This window comes from Psychrobacter sp. APC 3279, from assembly GCF_030407795.1.
Lineage (GTDB): Bacteria > Pseudomonadota > Gammaproteobacteria > Pseudomonadales > Moraxellaceae > Psychrobacter.
This window is the reverse complement of record NZ_JASDCR010000010.1, coordinates 78,407-94,687: the sequence shown is the minus strand read 5'-3', so window position 1 is coordinate 94,687 and position 16,281 is coordinate 78,407. Positions and strand designations below refer to the sequence as shown.

Here is a 16,281-nt window from a genome sequence, read left to right as displayed (position 1 = left end):
TATGAAAATTTATGCTGTGTTTGGATATGGATATGTCTGAAAGGAATTTATGTTTCTGGGTACAAGCTTATATGATGTATAGCTGAATTATTTACATTGCGAACGGCAATAAAACCTATTACACACGCAAATCATTTTCGTCGCTGATTTTAAGATTAAAAACAAAACTGAGATTACGTCATGTATCAATATAATTACGCTGACCAGACTTTGGTAGAGGAACGAGTTGCCCAATTTCGCGACCAAACCGAGCGATTTTTGGCAGGTGAGCTGCCAGAAGAGCAGTTTTTGCCATTGCGATTGCAAAACGGCCTGTACATCCAGCGTTATGCTCCGATGTTGCGTATCGCCATTCCTTACGGTTTGCTTGCCAGCTACCAGTTGCGCAAATTGGCCGAAATTACTCGCAAGTATGATAAAGGCTATGGGCACTTCACGACCCGTACCAATATTCAGCTGAACTGGCCAAAGCTAGAAGATGTGCCAGATATCTTGGCTGAATTAGCATCAGTACAAATGCATGCCATCCAAACCTCAGGCAACTGTATCCGTAATACCACCACCGATCCATATGCTGGTATCCATAAAGAAGAAATCGCTGATCCACGTCCTTATTGCGAGATTATCCGCCAATGGTCAACCTTCCATCCTGAGTTTGCTTTTTTGCCGCGTAAATTTAAGATTGCTGTGATCGGTACTAATGATGACCGCGCGGCAACCCAAGTACATGATGTCGGTCTACATGTAAAAACCAATGATGAAGGTGAGATTGGTTTTGAAGTATTGGTTGGTGGTGGTCTAGGACGTATTCCTGTCCTTGGTAAAGTTATCAATAAATTCTTGCCACGTCAGCATCTGCTTAGTTATTTAGACGCCATCTTGCGTGTCTATAACTTGCATGGTCGCCGTGACAAAGGCAGCAAATACAGATCACGTATCAAAATTTTGGTCGAAAGCATGGGCGGTCCAGCCTTTGCTAAATTGGTCGATGCCGAGTGGGAAGCTCATACCAAAGATGGCCCATTGACTTTGACTGATGAGAACTTTGCCACTGCGAGCAGCTTCTTTAGTGAGCCTGACTATGTATCGTTTGACGCACTACAAGTACAGTCTGAGCTACAACAGCAACTAGATGCTGATAAAGACTTTGCCAATTGGTATAACCAAAACACCGTAGCCCATAAAATAGCGGGCTATCGTGCCGTGGTTATTTCTCTCAAAGCAGGTTTGGTCGATGGCAAATATGTACCATCCGGTGATGTCAGTGAATCACAGATGGATGCACTGGCTGACCTGTCTGACAAATATAGCTTTGGTGAGCTGCGTGGTACTTATCAGCAGAATCTAGTATTCGCTGATGTGCAAACCAATAAGCTTTATGAATTGTGGCAGCAGCTATCAGAATTGCATTTAGCACGCGCAAACATCAACACCCTAACAGATATGATTGTCTGCCCAGGTTGGGATTACTGCTCGCTTGCCAATGCAACGACGCACAACATCGCTGAACAAATCGAAAAACAGTTCGATGACCTAGACTATCTATACGACTTGGGTGAGATTCGCCTGAACATGTCTGGCTGTATCAATGCTTGTGCGCACCATCATACAGGCGATATTGGTATCTTGGGTGTCGATAAAAAAGGCGAACATTGGTATCAAATTAGCCTTGGCGGCAACTCTAGCGACGATGCCAAACTTGGCAAAATCTTAGGAAAATCTGTGCCGGCTCTTGAGGTTGCCAACACCATACAGCAGATCGTTGATGTCTATGTGGACTTACGTGCCAGTACTGATAACGATGTAGAAAGCTTTGGTCAATTGGTTGAGCGCGTTGGTATTGATCCATTTAAGGAGAAGGTCTATGGCTAATCACCATATTTTGGACAGTCATGGCGTCGATATTGGCAGTCAAGATACATGGCATGTACTTACTACTGATGCACTGCCAGAGAGCATTGTATCGACTAACATTACGTTGCTTGAGCTATTACAAAAACAAGAAAAACCTGATGTCATCGTGCCACTTGTTGATCTATTAGATCTTACGGGCGCACAGGCTGGTGGTCTGATTAAAGAAGTCTATGAGCTGATCGTACAGCACAGTAGCCGGCTTGGATTGTGGGTTACTGCCGATACTGACGCTGATGCATTAGAGGGACTTAGTGAGTTCTTATCAACACACGCACTTATCGTAATTGATGTGCCTAAGTTCGCTGATGGCCGTCACTTTAGCTTTGCACGTACGCTGCGCCAAATTGGTTATATAGGCGAGATTCGAGTGGCTGGCGCGTTTGGCCGCGATCAAATTGCCTATATGCTACGTGTGGGCGTTGATAGCTTTGTATTGAGCGAGCATGACCTAGAAGCAGATTCTAAATTTGGTATTGAGCAAGCCTTTACTGCCCTTGCTAGTAGCTCTGACGGTCGAAGCGCTTCAGATTTACCGATGTTTGCACAACCGTCAGAGCCTTCAGTCGCATAGCTGTCGCACTGACCATAATTTTTATAGTAATACCCGATATTTTTATTCAACATTTTTATATTAACAACAATTAAGGAACGTATTATGAGCCAATTACACCCAAATCTAGATCTTGACCAAGCCAACAAAGACCTGCAAGGTAAGTCACCTGAGCAAATCGTTGAGTGGGCACTGACTCAAGCAAAAAACCCAATCATCACGACGAACTTCCGTCCATATGAATCGGCTATTTTGCACTTAGTTGCTAAACAGCGTCCTGATATCACAGTATTGTGGGTAGACTCAGGTTACAACACTGATGCTACTTATCAGTTTGCCAACAAGCTTATCCATGATTTGAACCTAAATGTCGTTACTTATATCCCTAAGCAAACGGCTGCACACCGTGACGCGACGATGAATGGCATCCCAGGTATCGATAACCCACAGCATGACGAGTTCACTGAGCAAGTTAAACTTGAGCCATTCCGCCGTGCGTTAGATGAGCTAAAGCCAGATGTGTGGTTCAATGCTATTCGTAAAGACCAAACTGAGTTCCGCCAAGGTCTTGACGTACTTAGCTTATCAAAAGACGGTGTGCTAAAAGTAGCGCCATTATTTGAAAAAACCGATGCTGATTTAGACGTATATCTAGAAGAGCACAACTTGCCAAACGAGCATGACTACTTTGATCCAACTAAGGTAGAAGAAAGCCGTGAGTGTGGTTTGCATACTCAGCTATAGTAAGGCACTGACTATAGCTATTGTTTATTGAATAACGGCTATAGCTGTATAAATAAAAAATCCCGCTTGGCTCTTAATAGAGTCGTTAAGCGGGATTTTTTTGTGCCTGTTCTATCTATAGTCAAAGAAATCTAATATGGGTACAAGGCAGTCGATTGCAGATTGTACAAATAGTACCTCTAGGGAGAGTAATGCCGTAGCCTTTTACTAGTTCTCTGGCTATATATCGAAAACTTACCGCTATTCCTATTACTAGCTAAAATATGAATTAATATCTCAAAAACGAATATACTAATGCCAATTCACTAGGTGAGAGTGTGCTTGTGATACCTCATAATGGCGGCATTCCTTATATCTTTTCTACCTTTTATAATAAACAATTAAATATATGGTGACACTATGAACACCTTCCCGCTATTTTTTAAATTAGAAGACCGTAAAGTGCTTATCGTGGGCGGCGGCGAAGTGGCACTGCGTAAAGCGGATTTGCTCAGCCGTGCAGGTGCCTGTATCACTATACTTGCACCCGATATCAGCCATGAGCTACAAGCTTTGCTAACTGATGATAAGCACCAGTTTATCTATGAGAATTATAATAAAACCTATATGTCAGGCGCACGGGTAATCATTGCTGCGACTGATGATGAGACGCTGAATCACCAGATTCATGCAGATGCGACTGAGCTAAACATTCCAGTCAATGTGGTCGATACGCCGCATTTATGTGACTTTATCTTTCCAGCGATTATCGATCGCAATCCCATTGTGATTGGTATCTCATCAAATGGTAAAGCGCCAGTACTGGCACGTCTGTTACGGGCACGCCTTGAGACATTAATCCCGCAAGGCTATGGAAAATTGGCCAAGCTGGCAGGTGAATTCCGCAGTGAGGTAAAAGCCAAGATACCGACGCTTACTGGCCGTCGTCAGTTTTGGGAGCGAGCATTTGAAGGTCAGGTCAGTCAGCTGATGTTTGCCGGTAATGAAACTGAAGCGGCTGCACAGTTAAAAGCCGATTTGGATAGTACCGCAGCGGCTATCAGTAAGAAAAGCGACGATGCAAACTCGGTTAGAGAGTCGGATACCATTAAGCCTGTCGCATCGGATGAGCCAGAAAAAGCCTTACCAGCCGTTGGTGAAGTATATATCGTTGGCGCAGGCCCTGGTGATCCAGAGCTGTTGACCTTTAAAGCCTTGCGTCTAATGCAGCAAGCGGACGTGGTGTTTTATGATGCACTAGTTTCACCGCAGGTGTTGGACTTATGTCGCCGTGATGCTGATAAAGTATTCGTCGGTAAAAAACGCAGCAACCATACGGTCGCGCAGTTGGGCATCAATGAGCTACTCGTCAATCATGCCAAACAAGGTCGCCGTGTCGTGCGTTTAAAAGGTGGCGATCCATTTATCTTTGGACGTGGCGGCGAAGAGATCGAAAGCCTGCGGGCACATAATGTGCCATATCAAGTCGTTCCTGGTATTACTGCTGCCAATGCCGCTGCTAGCTATGCAGGCATTCCGCTAACTCATCGTGACCATTCACAGTCGGTGCGTTTTGTGACGGGATTTTTGAAAGCTGGTGCACCCAACAGTAATTTTGAGAACTTTTTAAATACTGATGAGACAGTCGTGTTTTATATGGGTCTGCACTCGCTGGCTCGTCTGACTGAAGGCTTGGTTGATGCTGGTCGTAGTAGCGAGACGCCGATTGCTATCGTCTCTAATGCGAGTATGCCCAATCAGCAAGTATTGACAGGTACGCTTGCAACGATTGTTGCCAAACAAGAACAAGCACAATTGCCAACGCCTGCCCTCCTAATTATGGGCGACGTAGTCAGCTTGCATCATGATTTGGCTTGGTATAATTTACAAAATCAGCAGCACAGTCAAAACAGCGATGACATCGCTAAAAATTGGTTGCGTGAAGGATCAAGAGGTGAAACAGTACAACAACCCATAGACCAACAAGCTCATGCCCTATCGATGGTCGCAAATCTTGCAACGCAGCAAGGAGATGGTCTGGAGCAATTGATTATTGACTAGCACTTACTGCTAACCTGCAAAACGATGAGTCATGAATAATGAGTAAACCCTACCAGTATATTATTGGTAGGGTTTTCTTTTGGCAACAGCGCAAATCTCAACGATTCTTGCTAGAATGAAGACTTTCTACTGCTCATAATCATAGTCTACTTATGCCCATACCTGATGCTAGCTTGTCTTGTTCTTTAACCACGCGAATGAAACCTTTAACCATATTGCATACCTCTGACTGGCACTTGGGGCGACGTCTGTATGGGCGTCTCCGTTACGAAGAGTTTGAGTCATTCCTGCATTGGCTACAAGACACCATCAGCGCGCAAAAAGTAGACATATTGATCGTCGCAGGTGATATTTTCGATACCATGACCCCTAGCAATAAAGCCCAAGCGCTGTATTATGAGTTTTTGGGTAAGGTCTCACGCTCTTGCTGTCAGCATGTGGTTATTGTCGCAGGTAATCATGATTCACCAACTTTTTTAGATGCGCCAAGCAATGTGCTTAAATTTTTAAATGTCCATGTGATCGGCACGGCTTGTGATAACTTGGACGACGAAGTATTGGTCTTGGGTGATGACGACAACAACCCCCATTGTATTATTGCCGCTGTGCCCTATCTGCGCGATCGGGATGTACGTAGCAGTAGCGCTGGCGAGTCCGCAGATAGCAAAGACGCCAATGTTATCGCTGGTATTTGTGCGCATTATGACAATGTTGCAGACATTGCGAAAACTAAACAAGCCGATTTAATCAAAACGCATCAGCGATATATTCCTATTATCGCGACAGGACATCTATTCGCATCTGGTGGCAAAACAACTGAGGATGATGGTGTACGCGAGCTCTATGTCGGCTCACTAGGTAAAATCTCCGCCGATATGTTCAATGATGGCTTCGATTATGTCGCACTTGGACATTTGCACGTGCCGCAGCGCGTTGGCGGTCGTGAGAGTATTCGCTACTCAGGCTCACCCATCGCCATGGGTTTCGGAGAGGCCAAACAACAAAAGCAAGTATTGCTCGTACAGTTTGGTGCCGCAGAACATTTCAATAACGACATCTCAGAGCTAAACGTTGCACCTAATAGTATTACTCCTCATGCTATCGATACAACTGCTGACATTGAAGTCGCCCAAGTGAAAAAATCAGTAGATAAATTAGCAGAAAAAACCGCTAAAAAAGTGGCGAGTCAGGAACTTCCTTTCATGGATGATTTGTTTGGCTTTGATGAGCCTTCAGATAATGAAGAGGTAGCACAATCTACTGCCATAGAAAATACTCCTGTTGAGCAAGATACAAACAATCAACCAACCTCGACTTATGCCGTGACTAGCAATGAAATCCTACATCGCGATGATGCTAATCAGATGCAAGTAGTGTCCCTACCCATCCCAAAGTTCCAACAATTGGCGCAAATATCTGGTGACCTAACCACGATTGAACAAACCATTAGAGCGCTTACGCAATCTGACTCTATTTGGCTGGAGGTTGTCTATACAGGTGACGAAATCGTCAGTGATTTGCGTGAGCAAGTGCAAGCAATGGTAGAAGGGTTGCCATGTGAAGTGCTTAAGATAAAAAACACTCGTACTTATAACAAAGTGCTTAATCAACAGCAGACCTCAGAGAACTTGCAGGACTTAAATGAGATGGAAGTGTTTGAGCGCTGCTTGACGATAAATGATGTGGCTGATTCTCAAAAAGACTCATTGCGCGATGCCTATGGTCAGATACTTTATAACTTACGTCATGAAGACAAACAGGCGGAATGATATAAGCGACATATCATGACCACACTTCCTTATCTTCCTAAATTTTTCGCAGTTGCGGCTATTACCAATATTAAGACTTATCCATGCGCCTAATCGAACTCAGACTAAAAAACCTCAACTCCCTAAAAGGTGAATGGCATATTGATTTTGCTGATACTGCCTTTACCAATGAAGGTATCTTTGCTATTACAGGGCAAACAGGTGCTGGCAAGACCACCATATTGGATGCTATTTGCTTAGCGCTATATGGTGAGACGCCAAGGATTAATAGCATCAGTAAGAGCAGCAATGAAGTGATGACCAGGCAGACGGCAGAGTGTTTCGCTGAAGTAGTGATTGATTTGAATGGTGATCAGTATCGCTGCCGCTGGGGACAGCGCCGTGCTTACAATAAAGCAGATGGCAATCTGCAAGATGCGACTCATGAAATTGCTAAGCTAAACGTCAATGATTCGTCAAAAGAGGATGAGCTGTTAGAGAGCACCTTAAAACATACCAAGAACAAGATCATTGAACTGACTCGGATGGATTTTCAGCAGTTCACTCGCTCTATATTGCTGGCTCAGGGCAGTTTTTCAGCATTTCTAAAGGCAAAGGCTGATGAACGTGCTGATATTTTAGAGAAAATTACAGGCACTGATATTTACGCAACTATCTCCACACAGGTTCATGATAAAAAACGTACCGAAGAGGAAATTCTCAGCAAACTGCAATACGGTTTAAACGGTTTGATGCTTTTAGATACCGATGAAGAAAATCAGTTAAAAGCTGACTTGCAGTCATATCAAAGTGCCCAAAGTGAGCAGCAGCGAACCATTCAAGATTTGGCTGAAAAGATAAAGTGGCTAGATAGCGTGACAGAGTCAAAAGAAAAACTGAATACTTATCAAAATGATCTAGATCAGGCTCAGCAGGCTCAGCAAGACTTTATCCCTAGTGCCAAACGCTTAATCGCTGCTAATAAAGCACTAGAAATTGATAGTCAGTTCAGCCAACTTGTCCATAGTCGAGATAATCTAAAACGTTTACAAGAAGAACAGCAGCAAATCAGCAGCATCTTACCGCAAAAACAAAATGATTTAGAACAAGCAACCACACATCTAGAGACAGCGAAAACTCATACACAAGCTACCCATGATGCTTTGCAAACGGCTCTACCCAATATTGCGCAGGCGCGTAGACTCGATGTGGAGATTGCGCAGAACACGCATATCTTAAAAGACATTGAGCAAAGACAGCAAACTCTAACGAGCAGCACTCAACATTTAAATAAAGAGATAGACAAACATAAACAACAGGCTGCACAAAATAAAACCCAGCTCGCACGTGTCGAAAGCTATCTTAATGACGCCCATGAATTAAACACTATCGATAGTGATATAGCGAATTTTAAGAGTCATTGCGGCCGACTAAAAGCCCTATTGCAAGAGAATACCGCCCTATCAGATGATAAAACAAGCCAGCAGCAACAGATCCACCAGTATCGCGCCAATCTTGACGTCTTAAATCAACAGAAAAAGACAAAAGACACCACCATGTTGTCTATACAGGATAAATTAGCCGCTTTACAACAAGAGCAAGCAGCATTAACCCAAGTGCAGTCATTGGCTGATATGCGAGATGAGCAAGAGCAGATTGATGATATCAACCGTCAACTTGACCAAGTGAGCGTTAAGGCAAAACAGCAAGATGAGCTTAGCGTACAAGTAGAGAAAATAGTTGCGACCTTGCCAGTAATGAGTAACGACCTCACAAAGCTGGCAGGCTTAATCGCTGATAATGAATCGGCTATCAGCGCTGCCAAAGAAAAGCGTCAAGACAAACAAGCCCAGCTGCATTTACTACAAAAAGTCGCCAAGTTAGAAGACTATATCGCTGACCTAAAAGATGGTCATCCCTGCCCGCTTTGTGGATCGCTAGAGCATCCTTATAGTGCAGACCACCCACATTTGATACAAGAAACGGAAGCAACGCAAACTCAGCGGCAAATAGCAGAGCTGGATACGACTATATCCAACTTAGAAGATACTTTATCTAAACGTCGTATTACTCAGGCAACTGTAAGGCAGCAGTTCTCGCAAGCGGAAGAGCAACAAACCCTGCTAAATCACCAAATACAAAAGTTAAAGACAGATATCGACCAGTTGGTCAGTTCAGTACTAAATAAAGGCTATTCTCAATTTGTTGCTGAAACATTAAAACCATTGATGCAGATTGAGACGCATGTAGATGCGCTGTCATTATTAGACAGTAGCAAAATCGAGCTAGGTAAGCGTAGAGAATCTCTTAAAAATACGTTAACTCAATATGAAACGCTTAGCGAGTCGCTCTCTACGATGCGTAATGACATCGAAGCGTTAGACAAGGAGCAGCGTGAGCTAACCAGCACTATTAACGAGATTGAGAGCAATAGTGAAAAAATAGCATGGGCTATAGAAAACTTAGACAAGAAATATCATGATAATTTTTCTGAATTGACTGTGCTCAAAACCGATATATTAGCTCCGTTAAATAAATATTCCGCTGACAAACATCAGTCAGATGCAAAAATGGCGATACGTTCTTCACTGCAATCATTACAACCGTTGATAACCAGTATTGAAGGCCAAGCCATACTAAGTGAAACGGAATATCAGTCGCATATCAACACCCTGCGCCAATGTCACAGTGCATTTTTACAAATCAAGAAACAGTTCAACGACTATAAAGAGGATCAACAAAACCTAAAAACATCACTCAGTCGTCTAGAAACACAAATCGAGACTAAGCAGTCTCAGCTCGACAAAGAAAAAAATGAGCTTGGTAAACTGGTTCAACTCGTGGCAGAAAGAACTGAGGCGATTGAGAAATTACAAACAGATAGAAAGTATGTTTTTGCTAATAAAGATCCTGAAACAGAAGAAAAGCGTTTACGTGATGCGTTAGATCAGGCTAAAACCACGCAGACCTCTACGCAAAGACAGTTAGACAATGCTGAGCACATACTTAGTCAATTGCTGGATAAGCAACGTCAGGTGACTGAGAAAATGACTACTGTAAGGATTACACTTAGCAGCCAAGAAGATACCTTTAAGTCAGCGCTTGCCGCCTCTGATTTCGCTAATGAAATAGATTTTACTAATGCACGCCTGCCCATAGATGAGCGTAATGCACTTAGGCAGCAGCAGCAGCATATCGATTACGCGCTAAAACAAGCGCAGTCTTTATTAGAAGACACCCAAAAGACACTTGAGGCTAAGCAGGCTAATCCACTTACAACAGACGATAGAGAAACGCTTACCCAACAGCAATCACAAGCCCAAGATGAATTTAACAAACGGATTGAGTCAATCGGTGCAATCAGTCAGCGTTTAAAAGACAACGAAGATAAGAAAACCACCCAACAAGCGCAGCTTGATGCTATTAACGCCCAAAAAGGTGAGTTACAAGTTTGGCAGCAACTGCACAAATTGATTGGCTCATCTGATGGCAAAAAGTTTCGTACTTTTGCTCAAGGACTTACCTTTGACATTATGATCAGTCATGCAAATACTCAGCTACAAAAGATGAGCAATCGCTACCTGCTGGTTCGTGATGATGGCAACCCCCTTGAGCTCAACGTCATGGATGACTATCAAGGTGGTGAAATTCGTAGCACTAAAAACCTCTCAGGTGGCGAAGGTTTTATTATTAGCCTAGCATTAGCACTAGGGCTATCACAGATGGCCAGTCAAAATATACGCGTGGACTCGCTATTTTTGGATGAAGGGTTTGGTACATTGGATGAGGAATCTTTAGACATTGCGCTTGATACGCTGACCAATCTACAGCAAGAAGGTAAATTAATCGGGGTGATATCCCATGTTCAGGCGCTAAAAGATCGCATTTTAACCCAGATTAAAGTCGAAAAGCTCTCGGGTGGATTTAGCCGAATTAGTGGCCAAGGGTGTCATAAAATTGTCAGTGAAAAAGCCTCATAAGTTAATCACTTTACTACTTAATACTTTCGACTAAACCCTTTCGTTTAGACAACAAAAAACCACCGAACATTAAGAACGATGGTTTTTTGTGCGACAGTTTGGGTTAATATTACTTCATTACTTAGTAACTAAACCACTAAGCTCACTCATCAATACGGACAACGTTGAAAGACCGATTTGGCCTTCTTCATCGTTGCTATGCAGCTCATCTAATTTATTCATCTCTGTAGTGACTGCTGCAAGCTGATCGACGTGTCTTGCTCTCCATTCACTAAATGCTTGCTTAGCATCTGGTTTTGAGAGTACCACATCCATCAATAGACGCAAGCTGCGTGACAGCTCGTTCACTAACGCATGGCGCGCACGGCGATCCCAATAGTCTTGCTGTGGTAAATTGGCAATATTGTCCATCATCCAGTCTAATTGCAACACTTGATAGGCTTCAAAGTACAGGGTTGCAATCTCATCAACAGGACGCTCATATTGCTCGGCCAGCAATGCAGCATCAAGCGCATCGACATGGTACGGTAGCATCGCAAATAGCGTAGCATCGTTATCAGACAGCTCTTTTTGCATCAAACGCTTGGTATCTTCTTGCAGATATTGTGCAAACTGCTGCTCGATAAATCCACTTGGCTTAGTCAGTTTTTCTACACTTTCGCTAAAGCGGCTAATCATGTCAGCGACTTGCAAGTTTTGACCGAAGGCGTTGATGAACCAGACCACACCGCGCTCAAGTGAATCACGTAGACGTAGCTCAAGGTTCAGCAGTAACGTCGCCTCAACTTGATTGTCTAATGCTTCCAGTGCTTGCCAAGCACGCGATACATTGAATACATCACGGCTAATCGCATAACCACGTACGATAGTGGCTAGTGATTGATCGGTTTCTTCAAAGAGGCGGAATAGCGCTTCAATACCTAAGCGGTTGACCACACTGTTGGTCAAGTAAGTACTGATAATCTCGCGATGCAAACGGTGCTCAGTCATCTCATCAAAGAAGCGTGAAGCAAGCTCATCTGGGAAGTACTTACGTAGCTCATTGATAAAGTACGGATCATCTGGTAAATCAGATAGTAGTAGATTGTCATAAACCCACATCTTGCCATAAGCCAAGACCACTGCCAGTTCAGGATTGGTCAGACCAGTATCCGCTTTTTGACGCTTCGCAATCTCTTCATCTGATGGCAGATACTCAATCGCACGATCCAGACGCCCTTCACTCTCTAGCATCTGAATAAAGCGCTGATGATCACTCAGGTTGGCTGCGGCACGGATATGGCTCAGCTCAATCGCTTGTGGTTGCAAGTAGTTTTGACGCAGTACCAATTCTGCTACGGTCTCAGTCATACTCTCAAGCAGCTCATTACGTTGCTTCAGTGTCATATCACCTTGCTCGACCACTTTGCCAAGTAAGATTTTGATATTGACTTCATGATCCGAGCAGTTAACACCGCCTGAGTTGTCGATTGCATCTGTATAGATTCGTCCGCCCTTTTGAGCGTACTCGATACGACCTTGCTGAGTTAGACCTAAGTTACCACCTTCACCAACCACGGCTGCACGTAGCTCATTACCATCGATACGCAGCGAATCATTCGCACGGTCGCCCACGTCAGCATGCGTTTCGTTTGCACTTTTGACATAAGTACCGATACCACCATTCCAGATAAGATCGACAGGTGCACGTAGTAACGCACTGATCAAATCATTTGGTGCAAGGCTGTCTTCACTGATATCGAAGAGCGACTTCATCTCAGGGCTGATAGCGATGGTTTTGTCTTGGCGCGAGAAGATACCACCACCCTGACTAATTAATGATGCTTCATAATCTGCCCATGATGAGCGTGGTAATTCAAACAAGCGTGCGCGCTCAGCGTATGAGGCGGCCGTATCTGGATTAGGATCAATAAAGATATGCAAATGGTTAAAGGCAGCAACGAGCTTAGTATGCGTTGATAGCAGCATACCATTACCGAACACATCACCACTCATGTCACCAATACCGACAACGGTAAAGTCGTCACGGTTTTGAATGTCCATACCGCGCATACGGAAGTGACGTTTGACCGACTCCCAACCACCGCGAGCTGTGATACCCATTGCTTTATGGTCATAACCTACTGAGCCACCTGAGGCAAAGGCATCATCTAGCCAGAAGTTGTACTCTGCTGCTAGCGCGTTGGCTATGTCAGAGAAAGTAGCTGTACCTTTGTCTGCTGCGACAACCAAGTACGGATCGTCTTCATCATGGCGTACCGTGTTGGCTGGCGGGACGATGTTGCCATCTACAATATTGTCTGTGACATCAAGCATGCCGCGTAAGAATGTCTGATAGCAAGCGATACCTTCTGCTTGGAACGCCTCACGACCATCAGCCATGCTCTTGGTTTTTACAATGAAGCCGCCTTTAGAACCTACAGGGACGATTACTGCGTTTTTGACCATCTGTGCTTTGACAAGGCCGAGTACTTCAGTACGGAAATCTTCCATACGATCTGACCAGCGCAGACCACCGCGAGCGACTTTGCCGCCACGTAAGTGCACAGCTTCGACGCGTGGTGAATACACAAATATTTCAAACATTGGCTTTGGTTTAGGCAAGTTTGGAATGTCTGCTGCCAAGAATTTAAATGACAGACGATCTTTGCGTTGACCATCACTATCCACTTGATAGAAGTTGGTACGTACCATCGCATTGATCAAATCTAAGTACCAGCGCAAGATACGATCTTCATCCAGGCTATCGACATCTGCTAACGCAGCTGTGATTTTCTCTTGAATGGTAGCAGCCTTTTCTTGGCGCTCTTTTTCGCTATACTTAGGATTCATACGTGCGTCAAACAAACTACCTAACGCCACGCTGATATCGCTGTTTTTGACCACAGTTTGCTGAATATAAGCACTAGAGAATGGGGCACGTGCTTGCAGCATATAGCGAGACAATGCACGCAATACGACGACATCATAAGTATCGAGCTTGGTCGTTAGTACTAATTCATTAAATGAATCGCTTTCAACGCGACCTGCCCAGATTTGTTTTAGGCTGTCTTCGAACTGACCACGCACGACTTGCATATTGACCGTATCGACATGCTCTAGGGTCAGCTCATACTCTTGCATCCAGATAGGCTGCTCTGGCAAGTCAAACTCATAAGTCTGTGCTGAAATAACCGATACCCCAAAGTTTTCAAGTATTGGTAATACTTTTGACAAGATAACCGGCTGCTCGCGACCGTATAGCTTTAGGTGGAGCTGGTTACGTGCATCGCCTGTCGACTGGTATAAATGCCAGAGCATCGGGTTTTCTGCAGTCAGTCCCGCCAAACGTTTCGTATCTTCGACTGCAGTACGAGCATCAAAACGCTCTTGGTAGGCAGCAGGAATATAGTTTAAGAAGCGACGATTTAAAGCGTTGGCTTGTTGCTCACCTACATTGTCGAGTAGCATTTTTTGATAATTATCATCCCATGACTGCATGAGTGCTGATAACTTGGCTTCAAGTGTGGCGATATTGACGTCATTTACTTGACCAGGCACGGTACGTACGTGGACATGCACACGAGCATGCGCAGATTCGTTAAATTCAGTAGTAAATCCTGAAGACATACCGTTATAGGCGTCTTTTAGGACGTTTTGTACTTTAATACGTAGCTCGGTATTGAACTTATCACGCGGGATATAGACCAAGCACGAAACAAAACGCTGGTAATGGTCGATACGGCTAAATAGACGTAAGCTCTTCTTGTCTTGTAGCTGAGTAATACCCGAAACAATTGGGTATAGCTCTTCGACGCTGGCTTGAAACAAATCATCGCGTGGTAAGGTGTTAATCACATGCATCATCTTATGATGGGCATGACCATCGCGTGGCAAGTCCGCCATTGCCATAATCTTATTGGCTTTTTCGCGCAATAGCGGTATTTGCTGTACAGTCAGCTGATAGGCTTGTGACGTAAGCAAACCGATAAAGCGGTATTCACCAATTAGGTTGCCGTTATCATCGAACTTATGAATGCCCAAAAAGTCCATATATACTGAACGATGCACAGGTGATACACGGCTTGATTTAGACAGCATCAACACGCGCGGCTCAGTCAATAATTGCTTTAAGCCTCTAGGCAATTGGCTAAAGCTTTCTGATAGCTTGTCTTTTTCAGAACCACGTAATAGACCAAGGCCACTGTTACCAATCGCAAATAAATCCAAATCGGTCGGCTCAGAAGTCACTTCGATAGACTGACCACCTTCCAAGCGGTATTCACGATATCCTAAGAATATAAAGTGATCGTCTAAGATCCAATCTAAAAATGCTTGGATTTCTTGTTGTGAGTAGAATACTTCCGGTAGCGGCTTAGTTGAAAGCTCAGTTTTGATGTCATTCAACTGCGCACGCATCTGTTTCCAGTCGCCAACGACCGTATCAAGCGTGTCAATTTTTGACATCAGCATCTGTTGAAGTGCTTCCAAGTCTTCGTTGTCTTGGTAAGCAATTTCACAATGAATCAATGACATATGTGAGGTGGCACTTTCATGTGCGCCTTCGATATGGGTAATATCACCATTGTCATCACGCTCAACACTGATAATGATATTGTAAGTGCGATGAACATCGATACCTTCAGCTTCTAGGCTCATCAAAATCGTATCAACTAAGAACGGTCTATCATAAGCTGCGATTTGAATGACAGTGTGCGAGCTGTGAAAATGCTGCTCTTCTGCTGCTGGGTTTAGTACTGTCAGCTGCGGCTTGCTGCCGTCGTAAGCTTTGAGTAGTGTAAAGTGATGTAGCGCCATGCCCGCCAAGTCAGCATTACTAATCGCCTCTGCAGTTTCTTGATGCAGCGGTTGATAATAGCTATGAATAAAATGATCAAATAACGATTTGTCTTTTTGTACATAACTGGTAGCAATATCGCTTATCTGGCTAATGCGCTCTTTTGCGATACTGAGGGAGTTTGGCATTTCCTGCGTCCTTTTTTTATAGATTTGGTTTAACATTTATTTATTTAAGTTTATCGATTTAGAGTGACTACTGTTACTGCATATTCATCATTGGTGCAACGGTGCAGTATTTCCATTCACGCGACTTATTTTATTTTTATAACAGTTAGAAATTTTCTCCTTTTTTGCTCTTATTTTTTATTAATATGTAGCCATCAGAATTTAATACTACCAATATAGTGAAGTGTAACGCACATAAGGCGCGAGCTAAAGTGTACAACATCATTTCATGAATCAGCGATGTGTCGATAACCTTTACTAATGAGACAACGCGGTTTTGGACATCGATATGGATGATTCG

7 protein-coding genes are annotated in these 16,281 nt (G+C 43.8%); 6 read left to right on the top strand and 1 reads right to left on the bottom strand.

Translation table 11 applies throughout. The features are described from left to right. Positions 1-180: 180 nt before the first annotated feature. The 6 genes from QL898_RS07020 to QL898_RS06995 all read left to right on the top strand — a co-directional run bounded on the left by QL898_RS07020 (position 181) and on the right by QL898_RS06995 (position 10,976). Positions 181-1,872 (top strand): nitrite/sulfite reductase, encoded by a 1,692-nt coding sequence (locus tag QL898_RS07020; RefSeq protein ID WP_290176291.1) that lies wholly within the window; start codon positions 181-183, stop codon positions 1,870-1,872. Next, complete coding sequence (locus QL898_RS07015; protein WP_160021713.1) at positions 1,865-2,485, top strand: DUF934 domain-containing protein; 621 nt, start codon at positions 1,865-1,867, stop codon at positions 2,483-2,485. The genes QL898_RS07020 and QL898_RS07015 overlap by 8 nt, the downstream gene beginning before the upstream one ends. 84 nt (positions 2,486-2,569) lie before the next feature. Beyond that, the gene (locus QL898_RS07010; protein ID WP_160021712.1) at positions 2,570-3,208 is read left to right on the top strand and encodes a phosphoadenosine phosphosulfate reductase family protein; all 639 of its coding nucleotides are present in this window, start codon (positions 2,570-2,572) and stop codon (positions 3,206-3,208) included. Between the two features lie 399 nt (positions 3,209-3,607). Continuing rightward, the gene (gene cysG, locus QL898_RS07005; protein ID WP_290176290.1) at positions 3,608-5,248 is read left to right on the top strand and encodes a siroheme synthase CysG; all 1,641 of its coding nucleotides are present in this window, start codon (positions 3,608-3,610) and stop codon (positions 5,246-5,248) included. Positions 5,249-5,445: 197 nt separating this feature from the next. Continuing rightward, the gene (locus QL898_RS07000; RefSeq protein ID WP_290176289.1) at positions 5,446-7,017 is read left to right on the top strand and encodes an exonuclease SbcCD subunit D C-terminal domain-containing protein; all 1,572 of its coding nucleotides are present in this window, start codon (positions 5,446-5,448) and stop codon (positions 7,015-7,017) included. Positions 7,018-7,100: 83 nt separating this feature from the next. After that, positions 7,101-10,976 (top strand): AAA family ATPase, encoded by a 3,876-nt coding sequence (locus QL898_RS06995; RefSeq protein ID WP_290176288.1) that lies wholly within the window; start codon positions 7,101-7,103, stop codon positions 10,974-10,976. Positions 10,977-11,093: 117 nt separating this feature from the next. On the opposite strand, the gene QL898_RS06990 is transcribed toward QL898_RS06995, so the two are convergent. Continuing rightward, entirely contained in the window at positions 11,094-15,941 is a 4,848-nt protein-coding gene (locus QL898_RS06990; protein WP_290176287.1) for an NAD-glutamate dehydrogenase, read from the bottom strand. Positions 15,942-16,281: the final 340 nt, after the last annotated feature.

Bases quoted from the DNA above. Each gene is read 5' to 3' on its own strand.
- QL898_RS07000 (WP_290176289.1), top strand. From the start codon at position 5,446: ATGAAACCTTTAACCATATTGCATACCTCTGACTGGCACTTGGGGCGA.
- QL898_RS07020 (WP_290176291.1), top strand. From the start codon at position 181: ATGTATCAATATAATTACGCTGACCAGACTTTGGTAGAGGAACGAGTT.
- QL898_RS06990 (WP_290176287.1), bottom strand. From the start codon at position 15,941: ATGCCAAACTCCCTCAGTATCGCAAAAGAGCGCATTAGCCAGATAAGC.
- QL898_RS07015 (WP_160021713.1), top strand. From the start codon at position 1,865: ATGGCTAATCACCATATTTTGGACAGTCATGGCGTCGATATTGGCAGT.
- cysG (WP_290176290.1), top strand. From the start codon at position 3,608: ATGAACACCTTCCCGCTATTTTTTAAATTAGAAGACCGTAAAGTGCTT.
- QL898_RS06995 (WP_290176288.1), top strand. From the start codon at position 7,101: ATGCGCCTAATCGAACTCAGACTAAAAAACCTCAACTCCCTAAAAGGT.
- QL898_RS07010 (WP_160021712.1), top strand. From the start codon at position 2,570: ATGAGCCAATTACACCCAAATCTAGATCTTGACCAAGCCAACAAAGAC.